Source organism: Kitasatospora sp. NPDC056446, assembly GCF_042796115.1.
GTDB lineage: Bacteria > Actinomycetota > Actinomycetes > Streptomycetales > Streptomycetaceae > Kitasatospora.
Genome location: NZ_JBHTRF010000030.1, coordinates 50,153 through 62,990, shown reverse-complemented (window position 1 = coordinate 62,990; position 12,838 = coordinate 50,153). Strand labels below are relative to the sequence as shown.

The following is a 12,838-nucleotide window of genomic DNA, read 5'->3' as shown; positions in this document are numbered from 1 at the left end:
AAGGCCAGGCGACGAGGAACAGCCGCTCCCTGCGGTGGGGGGCGCCGACGGCGGCTGCGGGTAGCACCGTCCACCGCGCATCCATCCCGAGGTCGGCCAGGTCTCCGAGAACCGCGCCGAGTGCCCGCAGAGCAGGCTCACTTCCGCCGTCTCCCAGATCGCACCAGCCGCACTCCAAGTCGCCATCGGCTGGCGAGGCAGCGGCTGCGCTGAGGATTCCGCGGACGTTTTCAATGATCACCAATTTCGGCTTGAGGACGTCGATCGCGCGGGCGATGGTCAGCCACAGTCCGGAGCGGGTGCCCTCCATCAGACCGGCCCTGCGGCCGGCGACGCTCAGGTCCTGGCAGGGGAAGCCTGCCGTGAGGACGTCGATCGGCTCGACGCTGCTCCAGTCAACTGCGGTTATGTCGCCGTGATTTGGCGTCTCTAGGCCAGTGATGGGCGAGGATCGAGGCGGCGTTGGGGTTCATCTCGGCATGCCACGCCACGCTTCCGCCGAGGACGGCCTGGACGCCCAGGTCCAGGCCGCCATAGCCGGAGCACATGCTGCCGATACGCGGCCACCCGCCGCCCGGCGGCGTCATCGGCGGGCCCCGCTGCGGGCGGTCGAGGCGCGCACGGCGGGCGGCGAGACCTGTACGGCGGCGCCGGGGCCGGCGGCGTTCTTCGCGGTGACGCGCTTGGCCGGCCGCTGGTACAGGGAAGCGGAGCGGGTGAGGACGATTGCCTCTTCGCCGGTGAGGGTGAGGAAGTCCGGCTCCGGGCCGGTCAGGTCCGCCGCGACCTCCTTGATCTTCCAGCCCGCCTCTTCGAGGACTCCCCGGGAGGACGACAGGGACTTGAAGTAGGCGGTGCGGTGCGGCCGCCGGTCGGCCTCGGGGCTGATCCGCTTGAGCGTGACGGCGACCAGGGCGGGCTGGGCGCGCAGGATCGCCTTCGCGGTCAGCAGCCCGGCGTAGGCGTAGCCGAGCGAGCAGCGCCGCCAGGCGATGTCCTCGGGCCTGGTGGACTCGGCGGGGGCGTCGTCGACCTCGTCGACGGCATTTGCCAGCAGCCTCTTCTGTACTTCGGTCATGGAGTCCAGGACAGTGCCGAGGCGGTCGGGGAGCGGATCGCGGTGGCAGTAGATGCTGAACAGCTCTTCGCTGAAGTAGTGCAGGTCAGCGGCGGTGCCGAGTAGCCACTGGGCTTGGCGGTCGGCGGAGACAGTGGTGGTCAGGGTGGGTCCTTGGGGTCAGCGGCGGGGAGCGGGGGCGCTGCTGCGGGGCAGTGCGGCGATCGGGAGGGGGCCGGTGCGGCGGCCGGGCAGGACGCGGCGAAGGCGCTGGGTGACGCTGAGCGCGGCGGACCGGCGGGGCTTGGCCGGGACGGCGGAGACGCCGGCGGAGGCGAGGTGGTCGGCATCGATACGCAACTGCCCTGCGGTCCGGCGCAGTTCGGTGGAGGCGGCACCGTAGACGGCGGCGGGGTCGACCGGCTGGGCGTCGGGCAGAGCCCAGACGTCGGCGCTCACGGCGTGCTGGAGCAGGTAGGACAGGTGCCGGGTGGCCTCGGTGACGCGGCCGTGAGCTCGGGCCAGCGACAGCGCGGTGAGCCGGGCGGCCGTCATGGTGGTGGGATGCGCCGGGAACTGGTCGGAGAACTCGGCCGCGGCGACCGCGCTGGTCTGCAGTTCCTGCATCGCGCGCAGGTGCCCGGCGACGTCGCGGGCGTCTGGCACGCCGGCGCCGGAAGCGGCGCGGGCGGTGGGCAGCTTCGCGGCGAGGGCCTCGGCCTGCTGCGCGACGGCGCGCAGGTGCCGCTGGTATGCCTTGACCTCGGAGGTGGGACGGGCGGTGGGCGTGGGGACTCCATCGGTTCGGGAGCTGCCGGGGAGGGCCAGCAGGTTCGGTGCGTCGTCGGATGAGGCCGTAGTCGGAACTCGGGCGGGGCCGACGCGGGTGTCAGGTCCGCCGCAGCGGTACGACCGTCGCCGACGGAGTGCCGGTGCGGGCCGGCGGTGCGGGTGGCGAGGCGGGAGGAGAGAGCAGGATCAGGGCCGGCGAGCGGCGAAGCGCCGCGTCCACGCGGCGCTCGGCATCGCCCGCGGCCGGTGGGCGGTGCCCGGCCGGGACGACGGGGCGGCGGCGGGAGGCGAGGGCGGTGACCTCGGGAAGGCCGGAAGCGGTGTCCACGGCCTCGCCCAGCGCTTCGGCCGCCGAGCGGACGGTGCCGCGGGCGGTCGCGAGAGAGCTGCGGGCGCTGCGCAGCGCCTTGGGCGTCGGCGCCGGGTCGGCGAGCAGGCTCGCCGCCCGGGCCAGCGCGGCCTGGGCGAGGGTGAGGGCCGTTGTCGTGGCGGCGAAGACGCGGAGCCCGGCGTCGGGGCCCGCGGTGTTCGTCACGCGGAAGAAGCTCTCGTCCAGCGGAACCGCGATCAGCTCGTGCAGGCGCACCATCGGCCAGGCCAACTCCCTGACCTCGGGCAGCGGCTCGCGTGGGGCCGGCGCGGGGATGGCGTCGGCGAAGGCGGCCAGCTGCGTGGCCAGGTCGCCCAACGTGTCGAGATCGTCCTGCCGTAGTCCGGCCGGGACGGGCGGCAGTGGAGGGTCGGTGCTCAACGGCGGCTCCTGGTAGGCGAGGTGAGGGGAGGCGCGGGAGCGTGTGCGGAACCGGCGGGAGTCTCCGCCGGGACCGGCGCGAGCCGGTCGGTGAACGCGCGAACCTCCTCGGCTCCCTGGGCCGCGCACCGGTCCGCGGTCTCCAGAGCGATGCCGGTGTGTTCGGCCTGGCGACGGCGCAGTTCCGCGGCGGGGCTGCCCGGTTTGGCCGGGGTGGCGGGCGTGCACTTGATCGAGAGATCGAGGGCGGCGCCCAGGTGCCGGTGGACGGTGGCGGCGCGGCTCATCGCGGCGTCGTAGGCGCAGGCCAGTACGGCCGCGGACGGGTTGTCCGCCGGCGGCTGGCGGCGGTAGTGCTCGGCGGAGACTCCGCAGTGCCGGATGAACGCAGTCGCCTGGCGGCACTGCTCCAGCAGGGCGTCGCGGTCGGGGATGCCGGGGACGGGCCCGGAGGGGGTCGCGGCGGCGTTGTGCCCGAGGGCGCGCAGCATCCCGGCGACCGCCGCCAGGTCGTTGCGGTAGGCGGACGGGGCGGTGCCGGACACGGCGCCGCCGAAGGTCGACGGGCCGGCGGCGGTGGGCGGCCTCACCGGCGCCGCCCTGCGACGGCAGTGTGCTGTCCGGGGAGGGCCGGCAGCGAGGTGACCGTGCGGGCGCTCGGACCGGCGGCGGTGCGGGCGGTGGCGGCGACAGCCCTGGGGGCCGGACGGCGGACGCCGGAGAAGGGGCCGGCGAGCGAGCGGGCGTCGCGGCGCAGGTCCTCGTAGGCGCCATCGAGGGTGAGGCGGGCGCGCGAGAGCGCGAGATTGAGCTGCTGGGAGCCGCGCTCGCGGACCTCCTCGGCGCGGGGGCCGCCGATGCCGTCGACCTCGTAGAGGCGGCCGGCCATGGCGGTGGCCCGGCCGAGTGCGCCGAGCGCCTCGCCCAGCTGGGCGGTCGCCGAGGCCAGGGATCGGACGACGGCCCGGTCGGCGCTCTGGGCGTGGGGGTGGTGCAGGGCGGCGGTGACGTTCAGCAGGTCGTCCTGGCCGTCGCGAAGAGCCCGGGTGTGCTTGGCCAGTTCCTCAAGGCCCGGCAGCCCTTCTTCGCGGTAGGCGCGCGGGAGTTGGTCCTTGAGGTAGTCGATGGTGTCGGCTGCCGCGTGGAGTTGGTGCACGGACTGGGCGCGGGGGCGGGGGGCGGTGGTGGGCAGGGGGTTCTCCGTGGATCAGCGGCGGGGGCGGGCGGCGGGCTCGCCCGCACGGTCGGCGGGACGCGCGGGCGGGGTGGCCGGCGGGGCGGGACTGCGGCTCAGGGCAGCGCCCTTGCGCAGGGCGGCGCCGAGAACGACCGGCCCTCCGCGCTCCGCGGGGGTGGCGGTCGCGGCGCGCAGTCGGTCCTGAACGCGGCCGGCGGGGGCCAGAGCCCGGACCGCCGAGCCGAGTAGCGGACCGGCGGCGATGGAGGCGTCCAGCGCCATCACCCGGACGATGCCGGCCGAGGTGGCGGCGGCCCGCAGCAGGCCGGCGCGCAGGACGTGCTCCGCCCAGTAATCCGGGTCGCCGGGCATCCCGTCCGAGCAGATCTCCCGGACTCCGGCCACGGAGATCACGCCGACGGCAAGCGCCCCGCGCCGCTGTACTTCCCACAGCACCGTCAGTTCGTCCAGCGGCTCGCGCCGGTGCGCGAGCGCGGCCATGGCCAGGTAGACGGCGCGGTGGCCGGGGTCGACGAAGTCCTCGCCGGTGAGCCAGGAAGCTACTGCGGGGATCCGCCCGGGCGTGCTGAGGAAGCTGGAGAGCAGCGCCCGTTCGTGCTGCCGGGCGGCCTCGATCGTCTTGGAGGCGTTCCCCGGCGACGGCGGGGTGGGCAGCGGGCGGCGGGAGCGCTGGTCGATCGTGCCCCAGGCGTCGCCGAGCCGTTGGATGACGGCGTGCAGGGCGCCGGTCAGCTCGACGGTGGCCTCGACCGACTCGCTTTCGGCGGCGGCGAGCAGCCGGTGGGCGTGTTCCTCGAGCGCCCTCCGGACGGCGGTCTCCAGCACCATCCGGCCGTAGCTGGCGGCGTGCTCGGACCGGGGGCAGGTGGAGACAAGGGTGTGGCCGTAGCTGGCGGTGACGCCGGGGACCTCGCAGGTGGCGGTGGCGATGGCGGTCAGTGCCCAGTCCTGCTTCTGGTCGTCCCCGGCATCCGGGGCGAGGGCCGGGTGGCCGGCGGCGTGCTGGGCGAGCAGGATCGCGAAGAACCCCTCGTGGGCCGGACGGTAGAAGTGCCGGGGCTCCAGCCACCCGGCCAGCAGCCCGACCTGGGACGGATCGAGCAGGCACGCGCCGAGCACCGCCTGCTCGGCCTCCAGCTGCGGGCTCATGTCGCGGCTGACCGGTGTCACCGCGGCGCCACCTCCTCGCGGAGAGGGGCGGGGACCATCAGGTCGCGCAGCCGGTCCAGGTTCTCGACGAGGGCCTCGTCGCGGATCCGGAGGCGGCCGGAGCCCACTGCCAGGTACCAGCAACCGTCCGCGCGGCTGATCGGCAGGAAGGCCAGGTCGTTGCGGATGATGTCAACTCCGTTGCACAGAAGGGTGGTCGAGGTGGTCAGCGGGAGTGCCGTGCAGGTGCGCGGACGTGCTGACGGGCGCCGGCCTGGTGAGAGCGGGTCACGCGACCGCCTCGCCGCGGCAGCTGAACGGGGAGCAGCCGCTCTCGGGCCCGTCCTCCAGCTCGTCCTCATCCAGGCCCAACTGCGTCTGCAGGGACCGGAGTTCAGCCCGGGTGAGCCTGTCAACCGGGGCCTGGTCGAGGGGCAGGCGCGAGCGGTGCAGGTACGCCTGCCCGAGCAGCGGCCGTCCATCGGCGTTGGCGCGGGCGTTGCCGGCTCGGATCGCTGCGTCGAACTCCACGACGTCCGCCCACTCCTCGGGAGAGGTGTCGCGGATTTCCCGCCACTGGGCATTTCCGTGAAATGGACAACCCAGGCAACTCGACTTCGGAGTGGCGCCCCATCCGTGCTCGGCAAGCAGCTTGAGACAGTCCGCGCGGGACATGCCGAGCTCGATCAGCGGGAAGGTGTGGCGAGTGTACCGGACGTCGGAGTCCTTGGCCCGATGGAATTCATCGGTGCTGATGCCGATCCATTGCTCGGCATACACGCCGTTCGGCACCCGGGCGGGATGCGGGTACCCCAGGATCTGCCGGACCTGCCGCTTTATCGGCTTAATTTTATACTCGCCAGTACATTGCCGCCGAGTCATTCCCGGACTGCCGTCCTGGTTGAGAATATAGAGCGGCATCGACGCGAACCTGTGAGCGGGGTCGAGAGCATCCTTGCGGATGTTTCCGGACGACACTCGCAGAATCGGGATATTGGCCGGCCGGGCGATCTTCCGCTCCACCTCATCCAGGTGCCGGTAAACCTTTGACGGCTCCCAGCCGGTGTCCGAGAAAACGGCGTAGTCCAGTTTCGGAAGCTCACCCAACGCCGACAGAAGGAGTAGCGTTGTGGATTGTACGCCAGCGCCGAGCGACAGAATTCGAGTGGCCGGTTCGGTGGTGTAAATCATTCGGCACCACCGGCCTTGGCCATCGCCCGCTCGGTGATCAGAGCGGTCTGCCGGGAGCTGGCCGCACCGACCTCGGCGGCGCCCGGCTCCTTGTACCAGGGGCGCAGGGTCAGCAGTGCGGGTCGCAGGCCGGTCGCAAAAAGGAGGGCCGACCCTTTTTTCAGGGCGCGGATCTGGTCGGGCGGAAGAATGCGCTCCTGGCGCATGCTGACCGAGGTGGACCGGCCGGATTCCGACGTGGAATGCGAAACCGTCTCCACATCGTGGTCGCCGACCAGGCGAGACAGTTTGTCAGCGAAATCTGCGTCGTCGATTCCGCTTCCCACGAGTTTGATGGTGGCCGCGCTCCACATTGCGTCCATGCCCGCCTCGCCCCAGACTTTCTGGCCCTGGCGGTAGCTCTGGAGAATGGTGATCGGGATGACGCCACGAGACCCAAGGTGGGAATACAGGTCGGGCAGGTCGCCGATTTTGCACACATTCGCGGCCTCGTCCAGAATGGCGAGGAGCGGCGGGTCGAGACGGCCTCCGGCGCGCTCGGCCTCGATGACCGCAGTGCGCATCACCGAGTCCGCTGCAGCCGCGATCAGAGCAGAGGCGCTGCCGCCGCCGTCCTTGGACAGCAGGAACAGGGAGTCCTTGCGGGTGACGAACTCCTCCGGCTTGAACTGGGGCAGGTCCGGATTCGGCGTGACCCACTTGGAGATCTGCGGGTCGAGAAGGCAGGCCGCGTATTGGCGGGCGGTCTCAAAAATTCCGTCGCGGGTTTCGACGGCGCCGGAGACGGTGCCCTGGAGCTGGTCCGCGATGGCGGTCATCTGGTGCGCGCGCAGCAGGTCGACCGGGGTGCGGTCTGACGGCACGGCGAGCCACTTGAGGACGTCCGTGATCGGCCGGTGGTCGCAGCCTGCGGCCAAGAACAATGCGCACAAAGTGTTCTGCGCGGCGGTGGACCAGAAGTCGCCCTGGCTCGACTCGTCGACGGCCGCAGCGACGAAGTGGCCGGCGAGCCGTCGCGCGCCCGGTAGGTCCTTGGCGTCGGCCAAGATGTCCCACCACATCGCCTGCGGGGTGTGGGCGATCTGCTGCGGATCCATCGTCCACACCCGGCCGGCCTCGGAGCGGGCCTCCAGGCACGCCGTATAGGCGTCGCGGGCCGCCTTGTTCGAGGTGAGCAGGACGGGGCCGGGGGCGCGCAGGATCGCCGGTACGGCGATGCTGGTCGTCTTGCCGGAGCGCGGCGCCATGATGGCGACCGCGACGTCTTCCCAGTTGGAGCGGACCTCGGGTCCGGTGGGGGCGAGGTCGCCGAGCAGGATGCCGGTGTCGTCGGGGTTGATCTCGCGCGGCTTGGCCTTGGAGAGGCTGGGGCGCAGGTCCCGGGCCTTGGCGGTGATCTCGGCGGGCAGCAGCGGTGCCAGTTCGCTGCGGCCCGCGAGGCCGGTCGGCTTGCGGCGGTGCTTGGACCACAGCAGCAGGCCGGCGGCGGTGAGCGCGATTGACAGCAGAGCCGGGGTGATGCGGGTGCTGATCAGCAGCAGGAGCGGGCTGAGGTGCGGGAAGGTCCGGTCGGGGTGGAGTGCGGCGTCGACCGGCTGGAACGGGGCCCACGGGGCGCCGTCGGTGGTCGCAGCGGTGGCGGCGTTGCCGCCGAGCCAGGCGAAGGTGCCGAAGACGGCGACGGCGATGCCCGCGCCGATGAGCGCGTAGAGGAGGGCATCGGAACCGGGGCTGGCGGAAGGGGATTTGGGGGAGGCGGGCAGGAGCGGGTTCCTTGACAGGGGATTTCGGCCTGCCGGGCAGGGGCGCGCGGCGGCAGGGGCCCAGAGCGGGCGGGGAGCGGGCGGCGATCACGGCGGGACGGAGGCCCGGGACGTGGGTGATCGGCCCGTTGGCCGGCGGGCGGTCAGCCGGCGGGGACTGCGTGGTCAGCGGGAAGCGGAAGCCTTGGCCGACGTAGGTGTGCGGGAGGTGACCGGTGCGGTGGTGGCACCGGTCAGGGCGCCGGGCCGCGCGGGAGGTGCTGTGCGGGTGCGGGCGGCAGCGGCGCGGGGCGCGGCAGAGGCCGGCAACTGCTCGTCGGTCTCGTCCGGGCGTGCCAGTTGGGCCTCGGCGACGCGGTAGCCCGCGGTGGTGAGCTGGGTACTCGCGTCCTGCAGGGCGGTGGCCATGGCGGAGCTGGAGAACAGATCCTGGTCGGTGAGGGTCTCCAGCCGCTGGGAGGCGGTGTCCAGCAGCGCGGTGAGCCGCTCCAGCAGACCGGTCTCGGGGTCCATCACCGCGAGCGCCAGCGTGGTGACGTCCTCCGCCGTGGTGGCCCGGTGGACCTGGGCGGTCGCCTCCACCAGTCGGGACTGCAGGTAGGCCAAGTCTCGTCCGCCGAAGGTCCTCTCGATCCTGCGGATCGGGAGCGGGGGCACCACCCGGGTGGCGTATCCGGCGTCGGTGAGGAGCTGCTCGGCGAGACGGATGCGCTGATTGACGTCGCCGTGGCCGGCGTCCTCGGCGGTGAAGATCGCACTGAGGCCCTCGTTGGAGAAGCCGGCACGAGCGAGGAGGGTCCGGCTGGCCAGGTCGGTGGCCTGGGCCCAGGCACTGCCGGTGGTGGTGGAGCCTTCCCGCACGGGGAAGCGGGCGAAGACGATCTCGGTGGGGTCGGGCAGGGGAAGTCCTTCCTGATCAGCGCCGCGGGGGGTGGCCATGGCCGGGGTGGCGGGCGTTGAACATGGCGCCCGCGTACTCGACGGCGGTGAACCGGCGGGTGGGATCGGCAGGACGGGCGGGCCGAGTGGCCAGCTTCGGCAGCGCGGCGGCGGACAGGGCGCTGCGACGGCGGACCACGGGGGTGGGGTCGGCGATGGCGGAGGCCAGGATCGCCAGGTACCGCACGGGTGTTGCGTGGCCGAGGACGATCGTCCACTGGTCGCTCCAGTCGGGCCCGAAGGAGGCGTGCGCCATCCAGGCACCCACGCCCTCGCCGCACCGGTCGTCGGTCGAGGTGGGTGAGTGGGTGAAGCTGGTGGTGCCGTCCGGCGACGCGAGGTGGACGAAGTGCGGGTCGTCCTTGAGCTGCCAGCCGGCCTTCAACAGCGGGCGCCAGGCGGTCGTCGGCGAGGCGGTCGGCTCAGCGACCATCTCCTCCGGCATCGTGTACCGGTCGGCGGCGATGGCCTGGACGAACGCGCCGACGATCTCCCCTGGCGTGTCTTTGGTGAACGTGGCCTGCCAGTAGGGCACTTGATCCGCCGGATGCTTGCGGACGCTGACCCGGTAGAGGTGGAAGACCCGGTGCGGTTCCATGGCGATCTCGATCCGCCGGCACGGGCTGGTGGCGACGACCTGGGCGAGCGACTCGTCGAATCGGTACGGCCACTCGTGCAGGTGGAGCAGCGGCGCCAGGACCGGCAGGGGCCCGGGGCCGGCGAGGTGGCGGGGGCGGACGAGCACCTCGTCCTGGGCCCCGGCCGGGGTGGACGTGGTCAACGGTGGGCTCCTCGGAGCGTCAGCGGTGGGGAGGTTCGACGATGCGGGAGTGCGGCGGCACGGCGACGGCTGGGGCGAAGTGGACCGACGCCGTCGTGCCGGCGGCCCGCAGTGCCGGGGACTGGGCGGTGGCGGCCCGGCTGCGGGTGGTCTCGTCCGCAGCCTCGGCGATGGCGTCAGCGGTGGCAGCCGTGCGGAAGGCCGCGGCGGAGATGGCAGTGGCCTCCGTGAGCAGCGGCTCCCACAGGGGAGGCCGGTCGCCGTACTGCTGCGCGACCTGGCGACCGATCTCCGTGACAGCATCGGCGAGTTGATGAACTGCGCCGGGCATCAGGGTGAGGCCCAGCAGCACCTCGGCGGCCTCGTGGGCCGTCAGCGAGGGAGCGATCTCGACGATCTCGGAGAATGCGCGGCCGACGCGGGCGATGGCCTGGTTGGCGACATCGAGGGGCCCGGTGGTGCGGGCATCGGTCAACGGTCCTACTTTCTACGGGCGGCGCCCGGATCGAGCCGCGGCGGTGACGACGGGAGAGGGAGCGGGGAGAAGACCTGTCCGGCGGCCGGGTATGCCGGCCGCTGCCGCGCGGGGGCGGCCGGTGCCGGTACTGCGGCTCTCGGCGAGCTGGCAGACGGCCAGGGCGAGGGAGCGGTCGCGGCCGGTGTCCACGATGGTGCCGTCCGGTCGAGCGAGCGGCGCGACGAGGCGGGCCTCGTGGTCGCCGACACGCAGCAGCGCCCACCGGCACGCCGCCGAGGCGTCCTCGGAGGCGATGCCGGTGGCGGCCAGGATGCGCCGGGCGGTCTCCTGGAATCGGTGATCCGCGGGGCCTGCGGCGTCGGGGTCGGTGCGCAGGGTGCACTGCCACACCAGCCTGGTGCGCAGGGCCTCGGCGGGCCCCGCCGGCGGCGGCAGGTGCGCGGCCAGCTCCGTGGCGAACGCCATCTGGTCGGCCGGGACTTCCGCGGCGGGACGCCAGGCGTCGACGAGGCGCAGGCGGTTCTGCTGCTGGGCGGCGGCGGCCGTGGCGGAGGCGAGCAGGTCGCGGGTGGAGGCGTACCGGGCGATCGTGGGGTACACGTCACCGTCCCGGCGCCGGCGCCGGCGTCGGCGCGACCGTCCGGCCGACCGAGGCGAGCACAGGCTCTGCGGCCGGGGGCGTGCTGCTGCCCGGACGGGCGGCGGCCTGTTCGGCGCGCAGGACCTGCACGACGAGGGAGGAGGCTGCCGCGATCCGGGACGGGCCGACGGGGCCGGCGCTCAGTTCGGGTTCTCCGTGACGCGGTCCGCGCTGGTCGCGGCGGCGGCCAGCTCGGGCAGGTCGGCCGGTTCGGACTCGCGCTGGTCGATCCACCAGCTGGCCTTGTCCAGCGTGCGCAGCTGCTCCTCGACGGCCAGCCACGCCTCCTCGGTGAGCGCGCCCTCGACCACCAGGGCCTGGTAGGCGGTGGTCACCAGCTGGTGCCGGCAGCGCTCGCCCCAGGCGATGGCCCGCTGGGGGCCCTCCAGCGGCGGCATGCCGAACTGGCCGGCCCACGCGGTGGCGGCTTCCTGCTCCTCGGCGCGGCGAGCGGCGATCCACGCCTCGCGTTCGGCGGTGTCCTCCTTGCGCTCGGCGAGCCAGCAGTCGCGGCAGGAGCGGGTGGCGAGCCAGCGGGCGTAGGAGGCGCGCTTGTCCGCGGGTCGGGAGGACAGGTCATGATCAACGGTGTGGCCGCAGTCGTGTTCGACAGACCACCGGGTTCGGACAGCTATGTCGGGTCTCCTATGAACTCGGTTTGATGGGAGAGGAATTGGGCCAGGTCAGCGGGCTCGCCGCGGATGAGAGGCAGGGGAAAGCGGGGAAGCCGTCCCTGCTGTGGCCGGGGAGGTGCGCGGGGCGCGCGTGGACTGGAGCCGGGCGATGGTCGCGCGGGGGATCGGCTCGGTCCCGTTCCTGTCGTGCAGCGCCTTGGCGGTGCGGTCGACCTGACTCCCGAGGAGACGGGCGGCGCGTACGGCGGGACCAAGTGCAGCGGGCTGGTCGAGTGAATCCGCCGCCAGTTGCAGGACTTCCTCGAGCTCGCGGATCACAGGACCGAGGTAGCCGAGGAGGTCGGCCACCTCGACCTCCTCGGTGGGCTCCGGTAGCAGCTGGCCCAGACGGCGCACCGCCCACGAGCCGATAGGGCTCGCGTCGTGACCGCCAGGCTGGGCGCGGTTCAGGGCATCGGTGTAGGACATCGGCTCACCGGGAGTTCGGGCGTCCGGCGGCCCACGCGATCCGCGGGTCGACGGCCGGCGCGGACGCCGCGGTGGTCGCGGCAGCGGTGGCGTGCAGAGCGGCGGAGGAGCGGAGCCGGCCACTGGTGGCGAGTGCGGCGCGGGCACGGGGGCTGGCGGGGCCGCTCGTGCGGGCGGCCGGTACGGCGGCGGGGCGGGCCGCGACGGCGGCGAGGTCCCTGCCCGCGCCGGCGAGCACGGTGGTGGCCTCGCCGACCACGGCCTCGACCCGCGCCAGGTCGACGCTGCCCGGGTTCGTGCGGACCTGGTCCTCGATCGCCCGCAGCCGGGAGGCGATCTCGGCACTCAGCGCGGCCCGGTCGTGCAGCATGGCGTCCGCGCGCTGGTCGTCACGGCTCGGCCCGGCCGGCGGGTGGACGACCGTGTTGAACGGGTCCGGCGCCGTCGGGGTGACGGGCCCGAGGACGGGCGCCTTGAACACGCGGGTCTCGAACGGGTCGTCGTTCTGTGCGACCTGGGCCGGCGGCGCGGCGGACGAGGGTGGGGTGCGGTTCATCTCCGCGATCAGCCGGGTGGCGAACGGGTCGGTGGACTCGTACGGGCCGGTGAGCGGTTCGAAAGCCAGGTCGGAGGCCACCCGCAGCCCCTGGCCACGCAGCGCGGCGACGGCGGTGGAGGCCCGCTTGTCGCCCTCGAACTCGGGCTCGTCCATGACGAAGAGGCCCGGGTGCCCGCCGGTGCGGGTGAAGCCGGCCTCGGCGAGCGCATAGGCGGCGGTCTGGTTGCTGTGCGGGTTGGTGGCGACGATGCCCAGCTTCGGGTGGCGTCCGACGTGGACGTCGAAGCCGCGGGGCGGAGCCGGGGCGCTGGCCTGGACGACGGCGTCGGGACCGGCGGCGCGGACGGCCGGGCTGTTGGGCACGGGGCGGGCTGCGTCGTTGTAGTCGAAGGCGGCGTCCGCACTGACCTTGACCCCTGCTCGGCGCAGGGCGGCGG

At 73.4% G+C, this 12,838-nt stretch carries 15 protein-coding genes and 1 pseudogene; all 16 read right to left on the bottom strand.

What is annotated here, in order from left to right:
* Positions 1–55: 55 nt before the first annotated feature.
* Positions 56–376, bottom strand: a pseudogene (locus ACFQ6N_RS20315) (DNA cytosine methyltransferase); the annotation flags it as partial.
* A gap of 207 nt (positions 377–583) precedes the next feature.
* Positions 584–1,078, bottom strand: a complete 495-nt coding sequence (locus tag ACFQ6N_RS20310) for a hypothetical protein (protein ID WP_380650635.1) — start codon at positions 1,076–1,078, stop codon at positions 584–586.
* A 159-nt stretch (positions 1,079–1,237) separates the two neighbouring features.
* Positions 1,238–1,723 (bottom strand): hypothetical protein, encoded by a 486-nt coding sequence (locus tag ACFQ6N_RS20305; RefSeq protein ID WP_380650633.1) that lies wholly within the window; start codon positions 1,721–1,723, stop codon positions 1,238–1,240.
* A 223-nt stretch (positions 1,724–1,946) separates the two neighbouring features.
* Complete coding sequence (locus ACFQ6N_RS20300; RefSeq protein WP_380650631.1) at positions 1,947–2,600, bottom strand: hypothetical protein; 654 nt, start codon at positions 2,598–2,600, stop codon at positions 1,947–1,949.
* Complete coding sequence (locus ACFQ6N_RS20295; protein ID WP_380650629.1) at positions 2,597–3,190, bottom strand: hypothetical protein; 594 nt, start codon at positions 3,188–3,190, stop codon at positions 2,597–2,599. Before ACFQ6N_RS20295 ends, ACFQ6N_RS20300 begins: the two co-directional genes overlap by 4 nt.
* A complete protein-coding gene (locus tag ACFQ6N_RS20290) occupies positions 3,187–3,756 on the bottom strand; it encodes a hypothetical protein (protein ID WP_380650627.1) in 570 nt (189 codons plus the stop codon). The genes ACFQ6N_RS20295 and ACFQ6N_RS20290 overlap by 4 nt, the downstream gene beginning before the upstream one ends.
* A gap of 51 nt (positions 3,757–3,807) precedes the next feature.
* Entirely contained in the window at positions 3,808–4,968 is a 1,161-nt protein-coding gene (locus ACFQ6N_RS20285) for a DnaB-like helicase N-terminal domain-containing protein (RefSeq protein ID WP_380650625.1), read from the bottom strand.
* A 267-nt stretch (positions 4,969–5,235) separates the two neighbouring features.
* Entirely contained in the window at positions 5,236–6,138 is a 903-nt protein-coding gene (locus ACFQ6N_RS20280) for a hypothetical protein (RefSeq protein WP_380650623.1), read from the bottom strand.
* Positions 6,135–7,901 carry a type IV secretory system conjugative DNA transfer family protein gene (locus ACFQ6N_RS20275; RefSeq protein ID WP_380650701.1) on the bottom strand — a complete coding sequence of 589 codons (1,767 nt, stop codon included), beginning with the start codon at positions 7,899–7,901 and terminating at the stop codon, positions 6,135–6,137. Before ACFQ6N_RS20275 ends, ACFQ6N_RS20280 begins: the two co-directional genes overlap by 4 nt.
* 165 nt (positions 7,902–8,066) lie before the next feature.
* Positions 8,067–8,840 (bottom strand): hypothetical protein, encoded by a 774-nt coding sequence (locus tag ACFQ6N_RS20270; protein ID WP_380650621.1) that lies wholly within the window; start codon positions 8,838–8,840, stop codon positions 8,067–8,069.
* Positions 8,818–9,621: a DUF317 domain-containing protein gene (locus ACFQ6N_RS20265; RefSeq protein WP_380650619.1), complete on the bottom strand. Its 804-nt coding sequence runs from the start codon at positions 9,619–9,621 to the stop codon at positions 8,818–8,820. The genes ACFQ6N_RS20270 and ACFQ6N_RS20265 overlap by 23 nt, the downstream gene beginning before the upstream one ends.
* A gap of 19 nt (positions 9,622–9,640) precedes the next feature.
* Positions 9,641–10,096 (bottom strand): hypothetical protein, encoded by a 456-nt coding sequence (locus ACFQ6N_RS20260; protein WP_380650617.1) that lies wholly within the window; start codon positions 10,094–10,096, stop codon positions 9,641–9,643.
* A gap of 12 nt (positions 10,097–10,108) precedes the next feature.
* Positions 10,109–10,699 (bottom strand): hypothetical protein, encoded by a 591-nt coding sequence (locus tag ACFQ6N_RS20255; protein WP_380650615.1) that lies wholly within the window; start codon positions 10,697–10,699, stop codon positions 10,109–10,111.
* A 180-nt stretch (positions 10,700–10,879) separates the two neighbouring features.
* Complete coding sequence (locus ACFQ6N_RS20250; protein ID WP_380650613.1) at positions 10,880–11,137, bottom strand: hypothetical protein; 258 nt, start codon at positions 11,135–11,137, stop codon at positions 10,880–10,882.
* Between the two features lie 285 nt (positions 11,138–11,422).
* On the bottom strand, positions 11,423–11,842 hold the full coding sequence (locus tag ACFQ6N_RS20245; protein WP_380650611.1) for a hypothetical protein: 420 nt from the start codon (positions 11,840–11,842) through the stop codon (positions 11,423–11,425).
* A 4-nt stretch (positions 11,843–11,846) separates the two neighbouring features.
* Entirely contained in the window at positions 11,847–12,764 is a 918-nt protein-coding gene (locus ACFQ6N_RS20240; protein ID WP_380650609.1) for a hypothetical protein, read from the bottom strand.
* Between the last annotated feature and the right edge of the window lie 74 nt (positions 12,765–12,838).

Coding starts and splice junctions, on each gene's coding strand:
- ACFQ6N_RS20310 (WP_380650635.1), bottom strand. CDS start 1,078: ATGACCGAAGTACAGAAGAGGCTGCTGGCAAATGCCGTCGACGAGGTC.
- ACFQ6N_RS20245 (WP_380650611.1), bottom strand. CDS start 11,842: ATGTCCTACACCGATGCCCTGAACCGCGCCCAGCCTGGCGGTCACGAC.
- ACFQ6N_RS20250 (WP_380650613.1), bottom strand. CDS start 11,137: ATGCCGCCGCTGGAGGGCCCCCAGCGGGCCATCGCCTGGGGCGAGCGC.
- ACFQ6N_RS20280 (WP_380650623.1), bottom strand. CDS start 6,138: ATGATTTACACCACCGAACCGGCCACTCGAATTCTGTCGCTCGGCGCT.
- ACFQ6N_RS20270 (WP_380650621.1), bottom strand. CDS start 8,840: ATGGCCACCCCCCGCGGCGCTGATCAGGAAGGACTTCCCCTGCCCGAC.